The 17,793-nt window shown below is 74.4% G+C and carries 7 protein-coding genes; all 7 read left to right on the top strand.

The window, feature by feature from the left end; all coding sequences use genetic code 11:
• Positions 1–5 precede the first annotated feature (5 nt).
• Entirely contained in the window at positions 6–842 is an 837-nt protein-coding gene (locus tag ACIRRS_RS16595) for an alpha/beta fold hydrolase (protein ID WP_402970896.1), read from the top strand.
• 16 nt (positions 843–858) lie between these two features.
• Positions 859–2,148: a cytochrome P450 gene (locus ACIRRS_RS16590; RefSeq protein ID WP_402970893.1), complete on the top strand. Its 1,290-nt coding sequence runs from the start codon at positions 859–861 to the stop codon at positions 2,146–2,148.
• Between the two features lie 33 nt (positions 2,149–2,181).
• The gene (locus ACIRRS_RS16585; protein WP_402970890.1) at positions 2,182–2,691 is read left to right on the top strand and encodes an antibiotic biosynthesis monooxygenase family protein; all 510 of its coding nucleotides are present in this window, start codon (positions 2,182–2,184) and stop codon (positions 2,689–2,691) included.
• Between the two features lie 33 nt (positions 2,692–2,724).
• Positions 2,725–3,237 (top strand): DinB family protein, encoded by a 513-nt coding sequence (locus ACIRRS_RS16580; RefSeq protein WP_402970887.1) that lies wholly within the window; start codon positions 2,725–2,727, stop codon positions 3,235–3,237.
• 38 nt (positions 3,238–3,275) lie between these two features.
• A complete protein-coding gene (locus ACIRRS_RS16575; protein ID WP_402970884.1) occupies positions 3,276–4,460 on the top strand; it encodes a macrolide family glycosyltransferase in 1,185 nt (394 codons plus the stop codon).
• Between the two features lie 86 nt (positions 4,461–4,546).
• Positions 4,547–6,226, top strand: coding sequence for a glycoside hydrolase family 1 protein (locus ACIRRS_RS16570; RefSeq protein WP_402970881.1), 1,680 nt, complete (start codon positions 4,547–4,549; stop codon positions 6,224–6,226).
• A 119-nt stretch (positions 6,227–6,345) separates the two neighbouring features.
• Positions 6,346–17,775, top strand: a complete 11,430-nt coding sequence (locus tag ACIRRS_RS16565) for an SDR family NAD(P)-dependent oxidoreductase (RefSeq protein ID WP_402970878.1) — start codon at positions 6,346–6,348, stop codon at positions 17,773–17,775.
• Positions 17,776–17,793: the final 18 nt, after the last annotated feature.

Here is a 17,793-nt window from a genome sequence, read left to right as displayed (position 1 = left end):
CACCGATGCCCGAGATCCTGCGCCCGGACGGGGCGCGCATTCACTACCAGGTCCACGGCGAGGGCTTCCCCGTGCTGCTGCTCGCCCCCGGCGGGGTCAGCAGCGAGGCGGCCTCCTGGGACGCCCACCCGTACCACCCGGTGCGCGAACTCGCCGCGCACTTCCGGGTGATCGTGATGGACCAGCGCCACGCCGGTGCCAGCCACGCCCCCGCGCTGCCCTTCGACTACGCCCGGACCTCGGCCGACCAGCTCGCCGTCCTGGACGAACTCGGCGTCGAGCAGGCCCACCTGCTCGCCGCCGGCAGCGGCTGCGTCCACGCCTGGCGCCTCGCCCAGGACGCGCCCGCGCGCGTCCGCTCCGTGGTCTGCGACCGCCCCGTCGGCCGGGACGACTCCAACACCCTGGGCACCTACTTCCGCCCCTTCGACGAGGCCATGCGCCACCCGCGCGCCGAGGGCGTCGCCGGGGTGGTCGCCGCCGCATCGCAGAACGGCCGCTTCGCCGACAACCCGGCCGCCGGGCCGTTCGCCCAGCGCCTGCACGACGACGAGGAGTTCCGCGCCGAGATCGGCGCCGTCCGCCGCGAGAACTACATCACCCTGCTGGTCCGCTTCCGCGACGGCCTCTGGCCGGACGGCTCCGCCTACTTCTCCGTCCCCGAGCCGTGGATGGCCGAGTTCCCGGCCCCGATGCTCGTCCTGCCCGGCGAGGACGCCGAGCACCCGGCCGGCCTGGCCAAGCGGATCGTCCACGAGGCCCCGCAGGCCGTCCTGCCGGAGGCCGACCAGCCCGAGACCGCTTCGATCCTGGCCTTCCTGCGCCAGCACACCCCCCGATAGAGCGGAGGAAGCCACCGTGCTCACCCTGGACACCCTGGACATCACCAGCGAGCAGGCGTACGCCGAACGCGGGTACCCCTACGAGGAGTTCGACCTGCTGCGCCGCGAGGCGCCGGTCTTCTGGTACCAGCGGCCCGGCTTCGAGCCGTTCTGGGTCCTGACCCGCCACGAGGACGTCGCCTGGGTCTCGCGCAACCCGCAGATCTTCTCCAGCGCCCAGCGCGTCACCGTCGACACCCCCGACGCCGTCGACATGTTCGAGCGCCAACTCGAGGAGCGGGCCGCGATGTTCGGCCACAGCCCGGACGACCCGCCGGCGCTCAGCTGGATGGACCCGCCGCGCCACCGCCAGTTCCGGCAGATCATGACGCCCTGCTTCACCCCCAAGGCGATGGCCGCCCTGGAGAACCGCTTCGACGAGCTGGCCGCCGGCTACGTCCGGCAGTTCATGGAGCGCCTCGACGGCTTCGGCGAGGCCGACGTCGCCAAGCACCTCTCCGCCCGGCTGCCCGTCGCCGCGATCTGCGAGATGGTCGGCGCCCCGCACGCCGACTGGGACGACGTCTTCAACTGGACGGAGGGCACGGTCGGTTCGGCCGACCCGGACTACCAGCTGGAGGGCGAGGACGCGGAGGCCGCGTTCGTCCGCAACATCAGCGCCCTCAACCAGTACGTCGCCACCCTCGTCCAGGAGCGCATGGCCGCCTCCGACGGCACCGGCACCGACGTGCTCAGCCGCCTCGTCGCCGCCCGGATCAACGGCGAGGCGCTGAAGTTCCACGAGATCCTCTACACCGTCTTCAACCTGCTCGTCGCGGGCAACGGCACCACCCGCAACGCCACCGCCGGCGGCATCCAGGCCCTCCTGGAGCACCCGGAGGAGCTGGCCAAGCTGCGCGCCAACCCGGCGCTGGTGGACAGCGCGGTCGAGGAGATCCTGCGCTGGACCTCCATCGCCATCCACTTCGCCCGCACCTGCACCCAGGACACCGAGATCCGCGGCCAGGTCATCCGCAAGGGCGAGACCGTCGTCATGTGGTACCCGGCGGCCAACCGGGACGGCGACGCCTTCCCCGACCCGTACCGCTTCGACATCACCCGCACCGCCAACCCGCACTTCTCCTTCGGCGGTTACGGCGAGCACATCTGCCTCGGCGCCAACCTCGCCCGGCTCCAGCTGCGGGCCATCCTGCGCGCGGTGCTCCCCGTCCTCGGCGACCTCGAACTCGTCGGCACCCCCGAGGTGGTCGCCCAGCACCTCCAGGTCGCCGAGATCAAGAAGCTGATCGTCCGCCGCAAGGGCTGAACTCCGTCATTCAGAAAGGACGGTGAGCCCGCGATGACCGAGCGGCGCCCCCTCCCCACCTCCCTGCACGGCTTCGCGGCCGGGGACGAGTCCGACCTCACCGTGGTGGCCCCCTGGGCCGGGCCGGTGATCGACGAGGCCACCGGACTCCTCAAGGAGCCCATCCGCGGCACGCACCTGATCGCGACCTCCGTCGGCTGGCCCAAGCCCGGCCACGAACCGGCCGCGATCGAGCTGAACCAGGCGATCCTCGCCGAACTGTACGTCCGCCCCGGTCTGTTGGCCGTGACCCTGGCGATCTCCGAGGAGTCCTGGAACAGCACCCGATCCCTCTCCATCTGGGAGGACGAGGCGGCCCTGTTGGGCTTCCTCACCTCCACCCCGCACCTCGCCGCGGCCCGCCGGGTGAAGGAGCTGATGTACGACTGGGAGGGCACCAACTGGGAGGTCGACGAGACCTCGGTGCTCCCCACCTTCGACGAGGCCAGGGCCCGCCTGGACGCCGTCCGCGGCCCGGTCAGCCCGTACGAATCCCTCGACTGAGCAGCAGCCGAAGGACAGAGCCAAGGAGCACAGATGTCCACCGCCACCGAGAGCAGAAGCACCTCGCTGACCGACCACCTCCTCCACCACTACGACCTGGCGCACGAGATGGTGCTCCAGCTCGCCGAGGACTTCGACGACCGGAGCGCCCGCCTCGCCCCCGCCCCGCACAAGCCGCTGGTGTGGTTCCTCGGCCACCTCACCTGCGCCACCGACTACTTCTCCACCCTCCACCAGGGCACCGAGTCCCTGGTGACGGAGGAGTTCTCGCTCTTCTTCGCCGGCAACGACAACCAGGACTGGTCGCTCAGCCCGTCCCTGGACGAGATGGTCGCGACGTACAAGGCCGTCCACGCCCGGATGCGCGCGTTCGTCGCCACCCTCACCGACGCCGACTTCGACCGCGAGTCCCCGCTGGAGCCCTTCGGCGACGACCGCCTCAAGAACCTCGGCAAGGCCCTCGCGATCATCCAGATGCACGACGCGTACCACTGCGGCCAGATCGGCTGCCTGCGCGTGGCCCTCGGCAAGCACGTGCCGTTCTAGGCACCTCCCCGTTCCACGTTCCACGGAAGGACAGTCACATGTCTTCTCACATCGCCGTCTTCAACATCCCCGCCGTCGGCCACATCAACCCGACCCTGTCCGTGGTCGAGGAGCTCGTCCGCCGCGGCCACCGCGTCACGTACACCGTCACCGAGCACTTCCGCGCCTCCGTCGAGGCCGTCGGCGCCGAACCCGTCCTCTACACCTCGGTGTTCGGCGACTACTACACCCACCCGTACACCCCGGAGGCGCTGCCCGCCGAGGGCCTGCGCTTCTTCGACGAGGCCGTCGAGACCCTCAAGCGCTTCGAGGAGTTCTACGGCGACGACCGCCCCGACGTCATCCTGTACGACCAGATGGCCTGGGCCGCCCGCTTCCTCGGCGCCAAGTGGAACATCCCCACCGTGCGCCTGCACCCCTCGTACGGCTCCAACGAGGTCTTCTCCATCCAGTCCCGCTTCCCGCTGGCCTCCGAGATCGCCCCCGAGGTCATCGAGATGATGGGCCGGCTGGCGGCCTTCCTGCCGAGTGTGGGCCTCGAGGGCGTCGGCCCGATGGAGTTCTTCACCAAGATCGAGGACCTGGCCCTCATCTTCCTGCCGCGCGAGTTCCACTACGACGGCGACACCTTCGACGAGCGCTTCGTCTTCACCGGCCCCTGCCTCGGCGACCGCTCCGCCTTCCAGGGCAGCTGGACCAACCCGGGCGGCAAGCCCGTGCTGTTCATCTCCCTGGGCACCGCCTTCACCGGCTGGGCCGAGTTCTTCCCGGCCGCCATCGAGGCCTTCGCCGACAGCGAGTACCGCGTCGTCCTGGCCATCGGCAACCACGCCGACCCGGCGGCGCTCGGCGAACTGCCCGCCAACGTCGAGGTGCACCAGCACGTCAACCAGCTCGACGTGCTCTCCCAGGCGGCCCTGTTCATCACCCACGGCGGCATGAACAGCGCCATGGAGTCCCTCGCCCACGGCGTGCCGATGGTCGTCGTCCCGCAGATGAGCGAGCAGCAGGCCACCGCCGAGCGCGTCGAGGAGCTCGGCCTCGGAAAGCACCTCCCCAAGGAGGAGACCACCGCCGCCAGCCTGCGCGCCGCCGTCGAGGCCGTCCTCGGCGACCCGGCCACCGCCGAGAAGGTCGGCGCCCTGCGCGACATCGTCCGCGGCACCAACGGCTCCGTCCTCGGTGCCGACGCCGTCGAGGGCTACCTCAAGCGCCTCGGCTGACCCCTCCCGGCCCGCGAGCCCCGCACCCCGCCGCAACGGGGTGCGGGGCTCGCGGCCTTCCCGCCCGAACTCCCATGGAAGAGACCGTGATCCGCCCCAAGAGACTCACGATCGCCGCCCTCACCGCCGCCCTGCTCGCCCCCGCCATGGTGGCGGAGGCCGACAGCGCCGAGGCCCGGTCGCCCCACTCGATCAGGTTCGCGCAGTTCGGACCCGCCTCCGGCGCCGACGGCCGGAACTCCTTCCGCTTCGGCGTCGCCAGCTCGGCCTCCCAGATCGAGGACCAGAACACCAACACCGACTGGTACCACTGGACGCAGCCGAAGTCCGAAGGCGGCATGGGCCGCTCCCAGCCCGTCGGCGACGCCGTCGGCGGCTACACCAAGGCCCTCGACGACGTCGACCTCATCAAGGACATGAACCTCGACTCGTACCGGCTCAACATCGAGTGGGCCCGGGTCGAGCCCAAGCGGGGCCAGTTCGACGAGGCCGCCCTCCAGCACTACAGCGACCTGCTCGACAAGCTGCGCGCCAACGGCATCCACCCGATGGTCACCCTGCACCACTTCGCCAACCCCGTCTGGGTCGACAACCCCGACGACCCGGGCTGCGCCAACGGCCCCGGCGACACCAACCTGTGCGGCCTCGACAACCCCGTCGGCGGCCCCCTCGTCGTCCAGGCCATGGCCGAGTACGCCAAGGTGCTCGCCCAGCGCTTCGGCGACCGCGTCGACGACTGGGCCACGCTCAACGAGCCCATGGTCTACATGCTGTTCTCGCACGCCTTCGGCGCCGGCCCGCCCGGCAAGGCCGAACTCGTCGGCCACTACCAGGACAAGTTCCAGGTCTCGCTGCGCAACTACATCAACGCGCACGCCGCGATGTACAAGGCCATCAAGCAGTACGACACCGTCTCCGCCGACGGCTCCGGCCACGCCGCCAACGTCGGCCTGACCATCAGCGCCAAGCAGTACGTCCCGGTCCGGGGCGGCAAGGTCAGCAACGACCCCGCCGACATCGCCGCCGCCGAGCGCTTCCGCCGCTTCTTCGAGCTCAACTTCGTCGACTCGATCCGCAAGGGCGCCTTCTCCACCAAGGACGACGGCGTCTACGACGAGCCGCACCCCGAGTGGAAGAACACCATGGACTGGCTCGGCGTCCAGCTCTACGACCGCACCGGCGTCTCCGACCCCGGCAGCACGCCCGGCCCGACCACCCTCCCGGTCGTCAACGTCGACGTCTGCGGCCTCGCGCCCTGCCTGCCGCCGCTCGACCCCTCGTACGTCATCCCCACCATGGGCTACGCGACGGACCCGACCGGCCTCTACCCGGTGCTCAAGGACTTCTCCGCCCGCTACCCGGACCTGCCGCTGATCGTCACCGAGAACGGCGTCGCGACCGACTCCGGCGAGCGCCGCTCCCAGATCATCGTCCGCGCCCTCGAATCCATCGACAGGGCCCGGGCCGAGGGCGTCGACGTCCGCGGCTACTACCACTGGTCGCTGATGGACAACTTCGAATGGCTCCAGGGCTACGGCCCCCACTTCGGCCTCTACTCCGTCGACCGCAGCACCATGGCGCGCACCCCCACCAGCGCCGCCGCCGTCTACGGCGAGATCGCCGGCCACCGCGGACTCACCCCGCACCTGCGCCGCGTCTTCGGCGGCACCGGCCCGCTCAGCCCCGAACCCACCCCCGGCCAGACCCCGGCCGGCACCCCCAAGCTCGCCGCCGGCGTACCGGCCGCGCCGGGCCGCAGGGACTGAGCCCACCCCGCCCGGGGGCGCCCCCCCCCCCCCCGGGGGGCCCCCCCCCCCCCGGGGGGGCGCCCCCGGCCCGCCCGCACCGGCCAGGCAGACGGCCCGACAACCGCCAAGGACGAATGATGAGCATCGCCAAGGGGCAGCACGACGCGACCGGCGTCGCGGCCCTCACCGACCTGCTGCGCACCACCCTGGCCGAGGAACTGGCCGTCCTGCCCTCGTCGGTGACCGACGGGCTCACCTTCCACGACCTCGGGCTGCGCTCCGTCCAGGCCCTCTCCCTCGTCACCCGGCTCGGCCGGGCGCTGGACCGGACGATCCCGGTGTACGCGCTCTGGCAGCACCCGACGGTGCCCGCGTTCGCGCGGTACCTGGCGGGGGAGTCCGCTGCCGTGGCTCCTGCTGCTCCTCCTGCCGCCGCCTCCGCCGGTGAGCCCGTCGCCATCGTCGGCCTCGGCTGCCGGCTGCCCGGCGGGGTCGAGGACGCGGGCGGGCTCTGGCAGGCCCTCCTCGACGGCCTCGACGCCGTCCGCGAAGTGCCCGCCGACCGCTGGGACGCCCAGGCCTGGCTCGACGCCGACCCGGCCACCCCCGGCACCATGACCACCCGCTGGGGCGGCTTCCTCGACGACGCCCACGGCTTCGACGCCGACCTCTTCCGCATCTCGCCCGCCGAGGCCGCCCACCTGGACCCGCAGCAGCGGCTCGCCCTCGAGGTCGCCTGGTCGGCCCTGGAGGACGCCCGGATCGTCCCCGGCGCGCTCGCCGGCACCCGCACCGGCGTCTTCCTCGGCACCATGGCGCAGGAGTACCACCTCGCCACCGGCGCCGACGCGGACACCATCACCGCCCACTCCGCCACCGGCTGGGACAGCTCCGTCACCGCCGCCCGCATCGCCTACGCCCTCGGCCTCCAGGGCCCCGCCATGGCCGTCGCCACCGCGTGCAGCTCCTCCCTCACCGCCACCCACCTCGCCGTCCAGAGCCTGCGCAGCGGCGAATCCGACCTCGCCCTCGCCGGCGGCGTCAACGTCATGCTGCACCCCCACACCACCGTCGCCATGACCAAGCTCGGCGCGATGAGCCCCGACGGCCACTGCCGCGCCTTCTCCGCCGACGCCAACGGCTACGTGCGCGGCGAGGGCTGCGGCGTGGTCGTGCTGCGCCGCCTCTCCGACGCCCTGCGCGACGGCGACCGCGTCTACGCCGTCATCCGCGGCACCGCCCTCAACAACGACGGCGCCTCCAACGGCCTCACCGCCCCCAACCCCCAGGCTCAGGTCGACGTCGTGCGCGAGGCCTGGCACAACGCCGGGGTCCGGACGGCCGACGTCGACTACATCGAGGCCCACGGTACCGGGACGCCGCTCGGCGACCCGATCGAGGCCGAGTCGCTCGGCACCGTCTTCGCCGAGGGGCGCACCGAGGCGCTGCGGATCGGCTCCGCCAAGACCAACTTCGGCCACCTGGAGCCCGCCGCGGGCGTCCTGGGCCTGCTCAAGGCCGCGCTCGCCCTCCACCACGGGGAGATCCCGGGCAACCTGCACTACGGCGCGCCCAACCCGCACATCGACTTCGACCGCAACCGCCTGTCGGTGGTCACGGCCCGCTCGCCGTGGCCCGCCGCCTCCTCCTCACGGCGGCGCCACGCGGGCGTCAGCGCCTTCGGCTTCGGGGGGACGAACGCCCACGTGGCCCTGGAGGAGGCCCCCGGCGCGCGGGGGCGGTACGCCGTCGCCCTCGCGGCGGAGAGCGAGACGGAGCTCGCGGAGGCGGCGGGGGCGCTGGCCACCCGCCCGGCGGGCGCCGGTACGGCGCCGCTGCTGGTCGAAGGCACCGGGCCGTACCGCCTGTTCGTGGCTGCCGAGCACCAGACCGAGCTGGTCGCCGCCCTCCACGAGGCGGCTACCGCTACTCCCTCCTCCCCGACCTCCCGCCCCCGGATCGTCTTCGCGTTCTCCGGCCACGGTGCGCAGTGGCTCGGGATGGGCCGGGACCTCCTCGGCGAACCGGAGTTCCGGGCCGGGCTGGAGGCGGCGGACCGCGCGCTGCGGCCGGTCACCGGATGGTCCCTGCTCGACGAGCTGACCGCCGACCCCTCCGCCGGCCCTTCTGCCGCCCGGCTCGGCCGGACGGACGTCCTGCAGCCGGTGCTGTTCGGCCTGCAGACCGCGCTGGTGCGGCTGCTGCGCTCGCGCGGCGTGCGCCCGGACGCCGTGTTCGGGCAGAGCATCGGGGAGGTGGCCGCCGCCGTCACCGCCGGGGTGTTGAGCCTGGAGGACGGCGCCCGTGTCATCGGCACCTGGTCCGCGCTGGTCGCCGAGCAGGCCTCCGGCCGGGGCGCCATGGTGGTCTGCGAGCTGGAACGCGCCGACGCCGAGCGGCTGCTCGCCGCGCGGGAGGGCCTGAGCCTGGCCGGGCACCTGGCGCCCGGCCAGGTCTCCGTGTCCGGCCGGACCGAGGACGTGGCCGCGCTGGAGCGGGAACTGTCCGAGGCCGGGGTGCGGGTGCACCGGGTGGCCATCGACTACGCCGCGCACAGCACCGAACTCTCCTCCCTCGCCCCCGAGTTGCTGCGCCGCCTGGACGGCCTCCGGGGCCGGGCCGGTCAGCTGCCGCTGTGGTCCACCGTGACCGCCGGCCTGCTGGACGGCACCGAGCTGGACGCCGCCTACTGGGCCCGCAACATGTGCGAGCCGATGCGCCTCGCCGAGACCGTGGCCGCGCTGGCGGCGGACGGCGAGCCGCTGTGCGTGGTCGAGGTCGGCCCGCACCCGGTGGTCGAGCACTCGCTGCGCCGCTCGCTCCCGGACGGCGCCGTGGTCGCCCCGACCTGCCGTCGCGACCGCCCCGCCCCGGACACCCTCACCGACCTCACCGGCCTCCTCTGGACGGCCGGTTGCTCCCTCGACCGGCCGGACGCGGTGCGCCCGGTGCCGGTCGCGCTGCCCGTCTCCGGCCGTACGGAGGCCGCCCTCGCCGGGAACGCCGCCCGGCTCGCCGACCACCTGGAGGCCCGGCCCGCCACCCTCGCGGGCGCGGCGCTGACGGCCGCCCGGTACCGGACCCGGTTCGAGCACCGCGCCGTGGTCGTCGCCCGGACGGCGGCGGAGGCGGTCGACGGCCTGCGGGCCGTCGCCGAGGGGCGCCCGGGTGCGGGCGTGGTGTCGGGCCGGCCGGTCGAGGGCGGGCTCGCTGTGCTGTTCACGGGTCAGGGGAGTCAGCGTCTGGGGATGGGGCGTGGTCTGTACGAGTCCAATGCGGCGTTCCGTGTGGCGTTCGACGAGGTCCTGAGTGCTCTGGACGGCTATGTGGCTCGTCCGTTGAAGGAGGTCGTCTTCGGCGAGGATGCGGGGCTGTTGAACCGTACGGAGTTCACTCAGCCCGCGCTGTTCGCTCTGGAGGTGGCGCTGTTCCGCCTCTGGGAGTCCTGGGGCGTCACGCCTGCCGCTGTGGCCGGTCACTCGGTCGGCGAACTCGCCGCAGCTCACGTCGCGGGAGTGCTGTCCCTGGACGATGCGGCGCGTCTGGTCGTGGCGCGGGGCCGGCTGATGCAGGCCTGCGAGAGCGGCGGTGCGATGGCCTCGATCGAGGCGGGTGAGGAGGAGGTCCTCGCCGTCCTGGAGGGCCGGGTCTCGGTCGCGGGCGTCAACTCTCCGACGCAGACGGTGGTCAGCGGCGACCCGGAGGCCGTCGAGCGGCTCATCGCCTCGATGCCGGGTCGTCGTACGCGCCGCCTGGAGGTGTCGCACGCCTTCCACAGTGCGCACATGGACGCGATGCTGGAGGAGTTCACCGCCCTGGTCGCCACCTGCGACCTGCGAGCCCCGCGCATCCCGTTGGTGAGCACCCTCGACGGCAGCCGTATGACCGCCGACCTGGCCGAGGGCGAGGGCGTGCGCGACCCGCAGTACTGGGCCCGCCAGGCCCGCGAGGCCGTCCGCTTCCTCGACGCGGTCAAGGAATTGGGCAACTTCGGCATCCACCGCTTCCTGGAGTGTGGCCCCTCCGGAGTCCTCTCCGCCATGGGCGCCGCCTGCGCCGAGGACGCCACCTTCGTCCCGACCCTGCGCGCCACCGAGGACGAGCTCACCGCCCTCCTCACCGCCGCCGCCACCCTCCACACCACCGGCCAGCACCTCGACTGGACCCCCACCCTCCCGGCCAACATCACCCCCACCCCCCTCCCCCCGTACGCCTTTCAGCGCGAGCCCCACCGCCTGACCGCCGCCCCGGCCGCCGCCCGTCCGAAGGCGGCGCAGGGTGTCGGCGAGCAGCGGCTGTGGCAGGCCGTGGAGCGCGGCGAGGCCGACCAGGTGGCCGAACTGATCGGCGTGTCCGAGCAGTTGCGCCCGACCGTGGCCCCGCTGCTGCCGTACCTGAAGACCTGGCGGGCCCGCAGTGAGGAGAGCGCGGAGGTCGCCGACTGGCTGTACCAGGAGGACTGGCAGGCCCTGGACACCCCGAAGGCCGGGCACGAGCCCGCCAAGGGCCACTGGCTGCTGGTCGGCGACCCAGCGGCGGGCGGCCTCGCCGCCGCCCTGGAGGCGGCCGGCGGCACCGTCCACCTGATCGCCTCCGATGCCGAACCGGCCGCCGCTGTCACCGAGTTCGCGACGAGAACCGCCGACGGCACCGTCCGGGGCGTCCTCGCCCTCACCGCCGAGGACGTCACCCCCGACCCCGCCCACCCGGCCGTCACCCGGGGCGCCGTCCGCACCCTCGCGCTGGTCCAGGCCCTGGTGGCCGCGTACGGCGAGGGGACGCTCCGCGCCCCGCTGTGGGTCGTCACCTCCGGCGCCGTCCGCGCCGACGCGCGCGACGCCGCGCCCGAGCCGCGCAAGGCCGCCGCCTGGGGCCTCGGCCGCGTGGTCGCTCTCGAACACCCCCTGCTGTGGGGCGGGTTGATCGACCTCCCGACCGACGGTCAGGAGTCCGTCGCCGCCCAGCTGATCGCCACCCTGACCGCCACCGACGGCGAGCAGGAGGTCGCCCTGCGCCCGTCCGGCCGCCGCGCCCGGCGCCTGGTGCGCCACACCCCCGAGCCCGGCCGGGCCGCCTGGCGGGCGCGGGGCACCGCCCTGGTCACCGGTGGCAGCGGCGCCCTGGCCGCCCACGTCGCCCGACGGCTGGCCGAACGCGGGGTCGAGCACCTGGTGCTCGCCTCCCGGCGCGGTGCCGGGGCCGAGGGTGCGGCGCAGCTGCGCGCCGAGCTGGAGGCGCTCGGCGTCCGGGTCGACCAGCCGGCCTGCGACGTCACCGACCGCGCCGAACTCGCCCGGCTCGTCGAGGAGTTCGGTGCCGATCTGCGCCTGGTCGTCCACACCGCCGGCGTCCTCGACGACCGGCTGGTCGACCACCTCGACCCGGCCGCCCTGGCCGCCGTCGCCGCCCCCAAGGCGGAGGCCGCGTTCCACCTGGACGAGCTGACGCGGGAGTCGGACCTCGACGCCTTCGTCCTCTTCTCCTCCGTCGTCGGCACCCTCGGCAACGTCGGCCAGGCCAACTACGCCATGGCCAATGCCGCCCTGGACGCCCTCGCCGAGGCCCGCCGCGCCGCCGGCCTGCCCGCCACCGCCGTCGCCTGGGGCCCCTGGGCCACGGCGGGCATGGCGGACGGCCGGATCGGCGCCCACCTGGACGCCCTGGGCCTCGTCCCGATGCCCGCCGAACGCGCCCTCGCCTGCCTGGACACCGCCCTGGCCGGCGGCCGTTCGCTGGTCGCCGCCCGGATCGACTGGGAGCGCGCCGCCGTCGCGTACGACGGCCCGGCGCTGCGCGGCGTCCCGGAGGCGGAGCGGCCGGCCGCCCCGGTGGCCTCCCACGGCTCGTACGAACTCCCCGCGCAGGACCCGCTCGGCCACCTGCGCGACCTGCTCGCCGAGGAGGCCGCGGCCGTCCTCGGGGTCAAGAACCCCCGTTTCCTGGACGCCGACCGGGGGTTCAAGGACCTCGGCTTCGACTCGATGATGGCGATCGACCTCAGCCGCCGCATCGAGCGCCGCACGGGCGTCGCCACGCCGAAGACGCTGGTCTACGACCAGCCGAACCTGCACGCCGCCGCCGCCTGGCTGCTCGGGCGGCTCGGGCAGCCCGTCCCGGCGCAGGCCCCTACGGGGACCGCCCCGGCGGCCCGCTCCGAGGAGCCGATCGCCATCGTGGGCGTCGGCCTGCGGATGCCCGGGGACGCCCACGACCTCGACAGCCTGTGGACCGTCCTCGCCGAGGGCCGCGACACCCTGCGGCCGATCCCCGCCGACCGCTTCGACATCGACGCCGCCTACGACCCCGACCCCGAGGCCGAGGGCCGCACCTACGTGCGCGAGGCCGCCCTCCTCGGTGACGTCGCCTCCTTCGACGCCGCCTTCTTCGGCATCAGCCCGCGCGAGGCCGAGCCGATGGACCCGCAGCACCGGCTGCTCCTCGAAACCGCCTGGAACGCCCTCGAACACGCGGGCATCCGCCCCCGGGACCTGCGGGACTCGGCGACCGGCGTGTTCATCGGCGCCGGGGCCGGCGAGTACGGCGACCACCGGCTCGGCGCCGACCGCGACACGTACACCCTCACCGGGCGGCTCCAGAGCTTCCACGCCGGCCGGATCGCCTACCACCTCGGCCTCCAGGGCCCCGCCCTGGCCGTCGACACCGCCTGCTCCTCCTCGCTGGTCGCCCTGCACCTCGCCTGCGAGGCCCTGCGCGCCGGCACCTGCGAACTCGCCCTCGCCGGAGGCGTCCAGGTCCTCGCCGACCCCGGCGCCTTCGTCGCCCTCAGCCGCTCCCGCGCCCTCGCGCCGGACGGCCGCAGCAAGACCTTCTCCGCCGACGCGGACGGCTACGGGCGCGGCGAGGGCGCGGGCGTCGTCGCCGTCATGCGGCTCTCGGACGCGCTCGCCCAGGGCCGCGAGGTCCTCGGCGTCGTCCGCGCCACCGCCGTCAACCACGACGGCGCCAGCAGCGGCATCACCGCCCCCAACGGCTCCTCGCAGCAGAAGGTGCTGCGCGCCGCCCTCACCGCCGCCGGGCTCGCCCCGGGCGAGGTCGACTACGTCGAGTGCCACGGCACCGGCACCTCGCTGGGCGACCCGATCGAGGTCCAGGCCCTGGCCGCCGTCTACGGCGAGGGCCGCGAGGCCGGCCGGCCGCTCGGGCTCGGCTCGGCCAAGGCCGTCATCGGGCACCTGGAGTCGGCGGCGGGCATCGCGGGCGTCTGCAAGGTGCTCGCCTCCCTCCGGCACGGGATGCTGCCGGCCGCCGTCCACAGCAGCCCGCGCAACCCGAACATCGCGTGGGACGAGCTGCCGGTGCGCGTCGTCGACGAGGCGACGCCCTGGGAGCGCGGCGGGGAGCGGGTCCGGCGGGCGGGGGTGTCGGCGTTCGGGCTCAGTGGGACGAACGCGCACGTGATCCTGGAGGAGGCTCCGGCGGCTTCGGTTGTCCCGGAGACGGTTCAGCCGGTGGCCGTGCCGGTGCTGGTCTCCGGGCGGGACGAGGCGGTGGTGCGGGAGCAGGCTGCCCGCTGGGCCTCCTGGCTGGACGCGCACTCCGCCGTCCCGCTGGCGGATGTGGCGGTGACCGCCGCCCGGTATCGGACGCAGTTCGAGCACCGGGCCGTGGTCGTCGCCGGTTCGGTCGTCGAGGCGGCCGCGCGGCTGCGGGCGCTGGCGGACGGCGAGCCGGTGGGTGTCGCCGGTACTCCGGGTGAGGTCGTGTTCGTGTACCCGGGCCAGGGCAGCCAGTGGCTCGGGATGGGTGCGGCGCTGCTGGAGCAGTCGCCGGTGTTCCGTGCGGCTGTTGAGGCTTGTGACGAGGCGCTGCGTCCTCTGACCGGGTGGTCGGTGCGGGAGGTTCTGGCCGGTGGCGGCGGTGACCACCCGCCGGTCGACCGGGTGGATGTGGTCCAGCCTGCGCTGTTCGCGATGGGTGTGGCGCTGTCGGCGCTGTGGCGGTCCTGGGGCGTCGAGCCGACGGCCGTGGTCGGTCACAGTCAGGGTGAGGTCGTTGCGGCCGTCGTCTCGGGTGCGCTGTCGCTGGAGCAGGGTGCGCGTGTGGTGGCCCTGCGGTCGGCCGCCGTCCGGGCCGTGACGGGCTTCGGCGGGATGGCGCTGGTCGAGCGGCCCGTGGCCGACGTCGAGGAGCTGATCGCCTCGTACGACGGGAAGTTGTCGATCGCGGCCGTCAACACCCCGGGCTCCACGGTGGTCAGTGGCGAGAGCGCCGCGATCGACGCGCTGGTCAGCGACTTCCAGCAGCAGGACGTGTTCTGCCGCCGGGTGAACGTCGACTACGCCTCCCACAGCGCCCAGATGGACCAGCTGCTCCCCGAACTGTCCTCGGCCTTTGCCGACTTGAAGCCGTCCAAGACGGTCGTCCCGTTCTATTCGACGGTCCTCGGTCGGGTCCTGGACGGTCCGGAGCTGGACGGCGCGTACTGGTGCCGCAACCTGCGTGAGCCGGTCCGCTTCGACCGCGCCTTGGAGCAGCTGCTCGCCGACGGCCGGAACGTGTTCGTCGAGGTCAGCGCCCACCCGGTCCTCTCCATGCCGCTGACCGACGGCAGTGCCGAGCACAACGGCGTCGTCGTCGGCTCCCTCGCCCGAGGCGAAGGCGGCATCGACCAACTCCTTCGCTCCCTCGGACAATTGCACGTCCAGGGCGTGCCCGTGGACTGGTCCACGCTCCTCGACGGCCGCTTCGTCCCCGACCTGCCCACCTACGCCTTCCAGCGCGAGCACTACTGGGCCGAGGTCGCCACCGTCACCACCGACCCCGGCGCGATGGGCCTGGAGACCCCCGCCCACCCCTGGCTCGGCGCGGCCACCGCCCTCGCCGAGGGCGAGGGCCACCTGTTCACCGGCCGCCTCACCCCGGACGCCCAGCCCTGGCTGCGCGACCACGCCGCCTTCGGCACCGTCCTCGTCCCCGGCACCGGCCTGCTCGAACTCGCCTGGGCCGCCGCCGACTCCGTCGGTGCGGCGCGGGTCGCCGAGCTGACCCTGTCGGAGCCGCTGGTCCTCGAAGGCCCGGTGCGGCTCCAGGTCACGGTCGGCGCACCCGACGCCGAGGGTCGCCGCACGATCGCGATCCACGGCCGCCCCGAGGACGGCACCGAGGCCTGGACCCTCCACGCCAGCGGCCAACTGGCCGACGGGCAGGGGGAGTCGGAGTCCTTCGCCTGGCTGAGCCCCGCCTCCGAGCCCGTCGACCTCGACGGCTTCTACGACCGCTTCGCCGCCCGGGGCCTCGCCTACGGCCCGGCCTTCCGGGGCCTGACCGAACTGTGGCGCGACGGCGACACCGCGTACGGCACCGTCCGCCTCCCCGAGGGGCTCGCGGCCGGCGAGTACGGTGTGCACCCCGCCCTGCTGGACACCGCCCTGCACGTGCTGCAGGCGGTGGTCGCCGACCGGACCCCGGACGGCACGGCGCTGCTCCCCTTCGAGTGGAGCGACGCCGACCTCCACCTGGCGGGCTGCACCGAACTCCGCGTCCGCATCGACGCGGTGGAGGTCACGGGCGGCCACCAGATCGAGTTCCGGGCCGCCGACCCCACCGGCCGCCCGGTCGCCCGGATCGGCGGCCTGAACCTGCGCGAGGCGAAGGCCGAGCAACTGGCCAGGGCCACCTGGGACTTGTACCGGGTGGAGTACCAGCCGGTCGCCCTGCCCGCCGCAGCCCCGACCCCCGCGCCCGGCACGGTGGTCGTCCTCGGCGGCGACGGCGCCCTCGCCGCCCGCCTGGGCGCCGCGCACCTGGCCGACGTCACGGCGTCGGCGGGCGCGAAGCCCGCACCGACCACGGTGGTCGTCGACGCGACCGCGCCCGCCGATCCCGACCGGACGGAGCAGCTGACGGCCGCCGCCCTGCGGACCCTCCAACGGCTGCTCGCCGAACCGGGGTTGGCCGGTGCCGAGCTGGTGTGGGCGACCTCCGGCAGCACGGCCGCCGTCGACGGCGACACCCTGCCCGGCCTGGCCCACGCCCCGCTCCAGGGCCTGCTGCGCACCGCCCGCACCGAGCACCCGGAGCGGACGATCCGCCTCCTGGACCTGGACCTGGACGACCCCGGGCAGGCGGCCGCCGCCCTGGCCCTCACCGACGAGCCGGAACTCGCCCTGCGCGGGGGCCGGGCCCTGGCGCCGCGCCTGGTGCGCGTCCAGGACCGGGCCGCCGCCACCCCGGCGATCCGGCCGGACGGCACCGTCCTGATCACCGGCGGCACCGGCGAGTTGGGCCGCCAGGTGGCTGCCGAGCTGGTTCGCCGCCACGGCGTGCGGCGACTGGTACTGACTTCCCGGCAGGGCGCCGACGCCCCCGGGGCGACCGAGACGGCGCAGGCCCTGCTGGCGGCCGGCGCGGAGAGTGTGCAGGTGGTGGCGTGTGATGTCGCTCGGCGGGATGACGTGGAGAAGGTGCTCGCTCTGGCGGGTCCGGATGCTCCGTGGACTGCGGTCCTCCACCTGGCGGGCGTCCTCGACGACGGCCTCCTGGCGGGCCAGGACGAGGAGCGGCTCGCCCGGGTCCTGGCCCCGAAGGTCACCGGCGCGCTCCACCTGGACGAGCTGACACGGGAGTTGGCGCTCGACGCCTTCGTCCTGTTCTCCTCGGCCGCCGGTGTCCTCGGCACCGCCGGCCAGGGCGTCTACGCCGCCGCGAACTCCTTCCTCGACGCGCTCGCCGCCCGCCGCCGCGCGGGCGGCCGCACCGGCAGCAGCCTCGCCTGGGGCCTGTGGGAACAGGCGGGCGTCGGCATGACCTCGCACCTCGGCGGAGCCGAACTGGCCCGCATGCGGCGCCAGGGCATCGCGCCGCTGCCCGTCGACCAGGGCCTGCGCCTGCTCGGCGCGGCGCTCGCCCGCCCGGCGGAGAACCTGGTGCCCGTCCGGCTCGACCTGGCCTCCGCCCGCCGGGCCGCCGACGGGGGCGGCCGCCTCGCCGCCGTGCTCAGGGCCCTCGCGCCCGCCGCACCCCGGCGCCGCGCCGCCGCGACGGCCCGTACGGCCGCCGAGCCGGCCGGACTGCGGGAGCGCCTCGCCGCCCTGCCCGTGGCCGAGCGGCGCGAGGCGCTGCTCGGGACGGTCCTGCGCGAGATCGCGGCGGTCCTGGGCGGCAAGGGCGGCGCGACCCTGTCGCCCCGGCAGGTGCTCAAGCAGCTCGGCCTCGACTCGCTGATGGCCGTCGAGCTGCGCCGCCGCCTCGCCGCCGAGACCGGGCTCACCCTGCCCGCCACGCTCGCCTTCGACCACCCGACGCCCGACGCCATCGCGACGCTGCTGCTCGACCGGCTCGGGCTCACCGGCCCCCCGGCCCCTGCGTCGGCGTCGGAGCAGGACCCGTCGGAGGCGCTCGGCTGGGCGCTGGCGCGGCTGTCCGCCGAGCAGATCCAGCGCGCCGGGCTGCTCGACCGGCTCGTCGAGCTCGTCCGGCAGGAGGAGGCGGCCCCCACGGCCGTCCCGTCGATGCCTTCCGCCCCGTCGGCCTCGCCGGAGCGGTCCGTCGACGACCTCAACGCCGAGCTGGACGCCCTGCTCGGCGTTGGGCTCGACCTGCTCTGACCCCACGCACCCCCACGC

The organism is Kitasatospora sp. NPDC101183, from assembly GCF_044767945.1.
Lineage (GTDB): Bacteria > Actinomycetota > Actinomycetes > Streptomycetales > Streptomycetaceae > Kitasatospora.
Note: the sequence above shows the minus strand (reverse complement) of the source record. Positions and strands in the feature narration are given on the sequence as shown.